This is a genomic window from Seohaeicola sp. 4SK31, assembly GCF_028802875.1.
Lineage (GTDB): Bacteria > Pseudomonadota > Alphaproteobacteria > Rhodobacterales > Rhodobacteraceae > Seohaeicola.
Window position 1 is genome coordinate 1 of the sequence record NZ_JARAMP010000055.1, and the last position, 7,184, is coordinate 7,184.

Sequence of the window (7,184 nt, forward strand, 5' to 3'; positions counted from 1 at the left end):
GCCCTGACTCTATGAAACCCGTTGGCCAGCCTGCCCGAGGGCGTGAAATGGCTGCCCGCGATGCCGTGAAACGCGTGCCCGAGATCACGCGAAATCACTGCCCAAATTCCGCGAAATGCGCACGGGATGATGAGGCTTGGTCTTCCCTCGACGAGTTCATCCTCCGGGTCCATCGCCTCAAGCCGACGCTTCAGCAGGCTCTCGCCTGTCGAGACAACCTGGATGACGCAAGCATTGCCTGCCGCCAGATCGTCCGCGATGGCGCGGATAATGCTTGGAGCCTTCATGCCCATCAGGAGATGGTTGAAGAAACGCTGCTTCGTGCTCTCGAAGCGGGACTTGGCCGAGGCGCGAGCAGCCGAGGCATTGGTCTCGCCAGAGGCGTCGTTGACGCCGGTCGCCGTCAGCGCGGCCTCGAGATTGTGGTGGATCGTCCGAAACGCACCCGCATAGGCGTCGTAGATCTCGATCTGGGCCGGAGTGAGCGCGTGTTCGAGCACGTCATACTCCACCCCATCAAAACTGAGGGCGCGCGCCGTGTAGAGCCCGAGCGTCTTGAGATCACGGGCGACCACTTCCATCGCCGCGACACCGCCCGCCTCCATCGCCGAGACGAAGCTCTCGCGGCTTGGAAATGGGTATTCGGGCCCCTGCCCCCAGAGACCGAGACGCGCGGCATAGGCGAGGTTGTGCACGCTCGTGGCACCCGTGGCCGAGATGTAGAAGACGCGGGCGCGGGGTGCTGCCAGTTGCAGCCGCAGGCCAGCAAGGCCCTGCTGGGAGGGTTTGACCCCCCTGCCCTCCTCGGATCCTGCCGCGTTCTGCATGGCATGGGCCTCATCGAAGGCAAGAACGCCGTCAAAGTCTTCACCCATCCAGGCGAGGATCTGGCTCAGTCGTGTGGTGCCGCATTTGCCCGCGGACCGCAGCGTGGCGTAGGTGACGAAGAGAATACCGTCACCCATAGGGACGGGCTGGTCCGGTTTCCATTTTGAGAGCGGCTGGATGTCGGCTGGCGAGCCGCCGAGATCGGTCCAGTCGCGGATGGCGTCCTCGATGAGCGTGGCGGATTTGGAGACCCAGATCGCCTTTCTGCGACCGGCCAGCCAGTTCACGAGAATGAGCCCCGCGCATTCGCGCCCCTTGCCGCAACCGGTGCCGTCGCCGAGGAAATAGCCAAGGCGATAGGCACGTGCATTAGGGTCATCATCGGCGCGCGTCAGCTTGGTCTGGTCGTCATCGATCGCGAACCGACCCGGCAGGTCGCGCCCATGGGCGTCATGCGCCATGATGATGGTTTCCAGCTGCGCCTCGGAGAGATGTCCCTCCTCGATCAACCGTGCGGGCAGGCGCAAGTCATCACGGCCCGTATTTGAGGGCATGGGCGGGGCAACCGAGGCCATGGCGATGCTTTCGACCAGCGGCGTGGGATGTTCCTGCGCATCCGCAATCTCGATCCGTTGCGGACGGTAGCGCGCATAGATGTCCGAGATGGGCATGTTGTTGCGCGGGGTCTGAAGGCTCGTGAAGCTGAGCGGACGGACGGCATTGGCCCTGGCTGTGGGGGCGGTGATAACACCGGCAGCGGTCTTGCGCGGGACAGATGATCGAACGGTCGGCCGAGCATGAGGGATCGCTTCAACCCGTTGGGCGGGGCGCATCTCGGTCCGTGTTGCGGCCACGGCATCGACAAATGGAAGGGCTTCATCCAGATCGAACAAAGTGGCGCGGATCATCTCGCCGCCCTCCTGCACCTTGTCGAAGACCATGAGCTGGGTTTCGACAGAGGTGCCGAGCTTGCGGTAGACCTGCCCCGGCATCGTCAGCGCCAATCGTGGCGTCAGGAGACCGCAGGCGCGGGACCAATGCGCGGCATCGCGTTCGGGCGTGAACCCCGGCGGCATGATCGCCACCAGGCGCCCACCTGGTGCCAGGCGCTTTGCAGCCGCAATGAGATGTTTGGCAGCGATGTGCTTGTCGCGGGATCGGTCGACCGAGGAGGCGAAGGGCGGATTCATCACCACGACGTCGGGTAGAACCGGCGTCTGCAGCAGATCGTCGATATGCTCGCCGTCATGGCCCGTCACATCGCCACCAAAGACCGCGCGCAGGAGGCGCTGGCGAAAAGGGTCGATTTCGTTGAGCAAAAGCGTGGCACCGGCCCGGGCGGCGAAAGCAGCCAGGGCACCGGTGCCAGCCGAGGGCTCCAGCACGGTCTCGCCCTTGCGGATCGCCGCGGCCCGCAAGACCAGCGCCGCGAAAGGCAACGGCGTGGAAAACTGCTGCAGCCGGATCTGCTGCTCGGAGCGGCGGGTTTCCGTCAGCAGCCGCGAGGCAAGCAGCTTTGCAGCGGCGATGTCATCTGCCACGCCGTTCCCACGCAGCACCACTTGGACAGCCGCAGCCTGCATCATGTCATAGGCTATGCGCCAGTCCCAGGCGCCCCCGGCATCGCTGCCATGAAACGTCTCGCGCATGATACGCGCGAGCGCTGAACTGCGCAGGGGCTGGTCATCGACCTCCGTGCCGATTTGCGCGAGGGCAGAGGCGAGATCGGCTTCGGAGATTGCGAGAGCCGGGTTGGCCGTTCTGGGTTTGGACATGGGGATTTTCCTTTGGATCAGGGTCTGAGTTCCAAAGGACAAAAAGCCCGCTTTCGCTTTTCAGGGTGACGGGGTCAGACCGCGCTGACCTCCAAGGCTTGGTCAGGACTTGGGTTCGACCTCCCGTTTCGCATCAATCAATGCCTGTGCGGCCTGCATCACCTGAACCTGAGATGTTCCCGAGCGTGCATCCTCCAGCGCGGCCTGTACCTGCGCGCAAAACCAGGCGTCATACGAATTGACATCAGCCGCCACGGAAATGCTCCTCGAGCCCGATATCCAGCAGCTTGCCGAGGTCATCGGGCATGTCTGCAACGTGCACAGCAATTGGGAAACGGTGCCCCGTCAGGTCAGGCGCGCATTGCTCCTCTAGCCCGAGGTGCTGCCTATCGTTTTCCGCCTCAATCATTGTGCTTTCTCCGACCGTATTATCAGCCGATGCTACATCTTCCAGCGGGGCGTCGTAAACGATAATGCCAAAGGGTCACAGCAAGCTGGCCCACTTACCGATCGGGCACCGCTTCAAGGGAAGTTTCGAACCGCTTGCCCGCCGCTGCAGCTTCTTTCAAGAGCGCGTCGAAATTGTCAGGTGGATTTCCATCTTCCAGCATCCCTTTGAACGTCGCATAGGCATCCGTCTTGCTGCCATAGGCGCGCAGGGTCTTGTCGTCGTTCACCCAGGCTACCACGATGACCTTCGCATCGCTGTTGAACCGGTAGAACAACCGATACTGCTGGAAGAATTTCGCCCGGAACCAGTGCTTGCGGTGATCGCCGAGTGTGCCGCCTTGCCGGAAGGCGGCGGCACCCGGATCTGCCGGTATGGCCTCGGTGACCAGCTTGAAGATGGCGGCCAGCCGTTTCGTCGGGTTTTTCTTGCGCCAGGTCTTAGGATCGCGTGCCTTACGCGCCTCGACCTCTTCAATCAGCCCTTCGAGCTGATCCAGAAAGAGCGGATGCGCATAAATCGACCATCCGTTTACGACAAGGGGCGCTTGAGCGGGCACGCTATCGCCGCTCATTCATCCTCGAGCGATAGCGGCGCATCGAGATCGACGTCAACGTCTCCGACCAGTGCTGCAAGACGGTCATGCAAAGCCCCATCGAACGCCCGAATGCGGTCCGGATGCGCCTTGATATCGGCCTCGACAAAATCGAGAAAGGCGCCGAGCACAGGATCTTCCTCGTCGCTGCGCACGGGCTCGATATAGACCCTGCCACTCGGCTCGGTGCAGTAACGAATCTGGTCGCCCTTGCCCAGCTTGAGCTGTTTGCGCACACCCGCCGGCACGGTCGTCTGATACCGATCCGTGAGTTTCGAGACATCTTGTGCGAGGGCTGTCATGGCTGTCTCCTGAAGAAAAGGGTCTTTGCTGCCCGCGATAGGTAATGCATTTGCATTGCCTTGTCAAGACAAGCCGCAGCATCTGCTGTCGCCGGGCAGGTCGATGAACCGTCCGGCGCAGGACCTATTCTCGCCCCGCCAGAAACTCCGCCAGCACCGGGCTGGCAGCACCTTTCGCGGAGCTGAGCAGCTCCGAGCCCGCAAGCGAGGCCTTCGATAGGCGTACGAGCCCACCGGTTTCCTCGATGCGGTAGCAGCGGCGCTTCTGCCGCCCGCGCCTGTAGTGGGTCGCGGTGACGATCTGGCAGGTACTGCCATCGGTGAGCGTCAAAGGTGCTGCGAGCTTGATCTTGTCGCCTTCCTCGTAGTCCGGGATCGCAGCCCAGTCCTGGCAGCGCTGGCGCCAGGCATGAGCATAGCTGTCTGGGTCTTTCAGCTCGGACAGCAGGGCCAATAGGCTCAGTGGCGCGCGGGATTCGACCGGTCCCGCGCTTTCCTCCATGTCCTTGTAGCCCCAGCAGCCGTCATCATATCGGGTAAGGAATACGGCGGCGAAAGTGATGGAGCCATCCGCATCGGTCATATAGGTCGCGTCTTCGACAGCGGTGCCGTCGAGATTGGTGACCCTTGCCGCCGCATACCAGGTGGAGCCGACCTTGCAGGCTTTTACCAGTTCGGTTTTGCGCCCGTCGCCCTCGAAAGTGCAAAGCCGGGCAATCTCCGCTTTCTCATCCGCGTAGGTCTGGACGCGGCGGTCGGTGTAGAAGAGCCAACCCATTTCAGAGTCCTTTCTCTCAGAAGGAAAAATGTCGTCGCCAATGGTCCGAGAGGGCCGCAGGCCCGGCAGGGTATTGGCGATGCTTGTTTGAGAAAGGGCGGGTTACGCCACCCTCCGGTCATCGATTTCCATCAGCGCATCGAGCGGCACGCGGTAGGGCTGCATGGCGTCGAAATCCTCGCAATTGCCGCAGTTCTGCACGATCGCGAAGGTGTCGCAGGCATCCTTGAGGATGACCCGGAAGGTGCCGCCGAGGCCCGAGGGCACCTCGTAGGTCCCGCCGATGAGATAATCCGAGGCCCGGCGTACGAAGACGCGAATGCTGTGGCCATCGGTGGCGAGCCGGATCGCCCCCCGCCCCCGGTCGATGAGCACCTGCACGTCATCCAGGATGTCGGTGTAGAACTGGCCGGTCAGATCACGAAACGCCATGCGGCGCTGCGCCATCCAGTCGGTGTCCCGAAACGGGTTCATGCCGTCGGCGAAGGCGAAGGAGGGATCGGCCTGCTCGGTGGTAACGATACGGGTGGTCGTGCCATCGATGCCGTTTGAGCGCAGATGCACACCATTGCCGACGATGAGGATCAGGGCCGGCCTGTCCACGGGCCCGTTCCAGTTGGGCAGGAAGGTCTTGCAGGCGCGCGCATGGGCGATCTGTGCCGCAACAGCGGACGCAGAGAACTTGAGAATAGCCATGGGGATGTCTTTCTGTTCGGTTTGGAAGGGTCGACCCGCGCGGGCGGCATGGTCCACGCGCGGGTCGCGTGAGGACTCAGGCCGCTTGCGCGATGTCGCCGTCAGGCTCCGGGGTTTCCGCAGCGGGCTCCGCCTCATCAAAGGCGACACCGGCGGTCTGCATCATGGGCGGACACCAGGCGCCCACGGCAGCGCGCTGCGCGTCCGTGAGCGTGGCGAAGGGTTCAGCGAAGAGCTTGTCGCAGAAAGCGACGATCTCCTTCTTGCTCGACGAGGCTAGCGTCACAGCCTCCTGGGCCAGACCCAGATCCTCGCCGAGGATCTTCAGGAGCCAGGCCTTTTTAAAGCGGTTGAAGAGCGCCGCATTCGGCGTCCAATGCGCGCGAATGTCGGGCATGATCTCGATCTCGAACGCATGCATCAGGCTGTCGCGCTGGCGGTCCCGAGCGAAGCAGGACTGCGTGGTGCTGGCGGTGGCATGGGCTCTGACGGCGGATGCTCGGGCACGGGCTCCGGGTCGGGGAAGAAGCTGTCGGGCAAGCCCTCGATCTGGCAGGCATTGAACACGCGGTAGGATTTCTGGAAGCGGAAGATACGGGCTCCCTCGGAGTGATCATCCGCGTCGCTGCGGTCATGCTCATCGCCGCCGGCGTCCCTCCGGCTTTGACCGTAGTAAACGACGACAGAGGACTTCTCGCCCTTGCGAACCTTTGCGTCCAAGGCATTGGCCTGCGGCAACGTCATCCAGAAGGGAGAGCTGTGGCCCGCCATCACGGTCCGCATCGTCAGCAGGAAGTTGTTCACTCCCTGGTAGGGTTCTCCGCCCACGCGCAGGGGACGAGAGCTGCCACCTGCGGTCCATGGCTTGCGCCACGGCAGGACGCCGCGCTCAATGATACGGATGATTTCGTTTGTGATGACCTCGGAGGCATCGAATTTGGGCGTGCGGGATCGGGCCATGGCTGGCCTCCTTTCGAGTTTTGGTGAGAGGGAATGGTGATCAGATAGACGGACGGGGCCGCGGATCGTTGGCGATTCTGGCACCGAGGGCTTCGACCATGTCGATGTAGGTGGTCAGCGACACGGACCTGCCGGGGCCCCAGGGTTCAGGGTCGACTGATCCGTCCCGCGCCACCCGCGGCAGGTTCGCGAAGGCGATGACATCGGTGACGGGTCGGATATCGATGAACGGCGTGCCACATGCGACCGCAAGAGCGGCCAAGGGAAAGCGCTCAATCGGCGCGAAGGTTGAAACGGTGGTCCAACCAAGATGGAGGAAAGTCCCACCCTCTCCGCAAATCGCATGCGCGTGTGGCAATGCTGCCGCTTGCCTGAGATAGCCGAGATCACGCAGGACGGTCTCGCGCTCGAGCCGTTGTGCCTGCCCCGTCTGGCCGGTTCGGCGTAGTTCCTTGTGTCGCCACCACGAGGCAGCGGTCGCGCGCAACACGCGCAAGACACCTGTTTGCATGGGAATGCCCTTCATCAGGAACGGCAGACCGGAACCCGGCCCGGACCCATCTGAGGGACCCCAAAGGCCCTCATCCGTCAGTCACAAAACCCGAAGGACACTTTCACTCTTTAGGGATCTGATGCCAGAGAATGTTAAATACGAAGCTCATGAGAGCGCAGGATCCTGCACTTTCCGGCATCAGACCCCAATGAGGAACAGGATCAGGCCCGGACACCCTCTTTCGGGCATCCTCAGGCCTGACCTCCCCCGGCCCTCCTCTTCCTCTCAAACCCCATGATTTCCGCAGGT

At 62.7% G+C, this 7,184-nt stretch carries 8 protein-coding genes and 2 pseudogenes; all 10 read right to left on the bottom strand.

Translation table 11 applies throughout. The annotated features are described in order from the left end of the window. On the bottom strand, positions 1-2,603 hold a 2,603-nt coding region (locus PVW27_RS21015; protein ID WP_274561082.1), incomplete at its 3' end, for a strawberry notch-like NTP hydrolase domain-containing protein. A 102-nt stretch (positions 2,604-2,705) separates the two neighbouring features. Then, on the bottom strand, positions 2,706-2,858 hold the full coding sequence (locus PVW27_RS21020; RefSeq protein ID WP_008282929.1) for an antitoxin PaaA2 family protein: 153 nt from the start codon (positions 2,856-2,858) through the stop codon (positions 2,706-2,708). Further along, the gene (locus tag PVW27_RS21025) at positions 2,848-3,012 is read right to left on the bottom strand and encodes a hypothetical protein (RefSeq protein ID WP_008282928.1); all 165 of its coding nucleotides are present in this window, start codon (positions 3,010-3,012) and stop codon (positions 2,848-2,850) included. The genes PVW27_RS21020 and PVW27_RS21025 overlap by 11 nt, the downstream gene beginning before the upstream one ends. Before the next feature lie 94 nt (positions 3,013-3,106). Next, the gene (locus PVW27_RS21030) at positions 3,107-3,625 is read right to left on the bottom strand and encodes a type II toxin-antitoxin system YhaV family toxin (protein ID WP_008282927.1); all 519 of its coding nucleotides are present in this window, start codon (positions 3,623-3,625) and stop codon (positions 3,107-3,109) included. Beyond that, a complete protein-coding gene (locus PVW27_RS21035) occupies positions 3,622-3,948 on the bottom strand; it encodes a type II toxin-antitoxin system PrlF family antitoxin (RefSeq protein ID WP_005668772.1) in 327 nt (108 codons plus the stop codon). The genes PVW27_RS21030 and PVW27_RS21035 overlap by 4 nt, the downstream gene beginning before the upstream one ends. Before the next feature lie 124 nt (positions 3,949-4,072). Next, positions 4,073-4,726, bottom strand: a complete 654-nt coding sequence (locus PVW27_RS21040) for a DUF6927 domain-containing protein (protein ID WP_274561115.1) — start codon at positions 4,724-4,726, stop codon at positions 4,073-4,075. A gap of 102 nt (positions 4,727-4,828) precedes the next feature. Continuing rightward, a complete protein-coding gene (locus PVW27_RS21045) occupies positions 4,829-5,422 on the bottom strand; it encodes a hypothetical protein (protein ID WP_037911611.1) in 594 nt (197 codons plus the stop codon). A 76-nt stretch (positions 5,423-5,498) separates the two neighbouring features. Then, positions 5,499-5,906: pseudogene (locus tag PVW27_RS21050) on the bottom strand (ParB/RepB/Spo0J family partition protein); the annotation flags it as partial. Continuing rightward, positions 5,897-6,382, bottom strand: a pseudogene (locus PVW27_RS21055) (ArdC-like ssDNA-binding domain-containing protein); the annotation flags it as partial. The pseudogenes PVW27_RS21055 and PVW27_RS21050, both read right to left, overlap by 10 nt. A 40-nt stretch (positions 6,383-6,422) precedes the next feature. Next, entirely contained in the window at positions 6,423-6,893 is a 471-nt protein-coding gene (locus tag PVW27_RS21060) for a hypothetical protein (RefSeq protein WP_274561124.1), read from the bottom strand. Positions 6,894-7,184 lie beyond the last annotated feature (291 nt).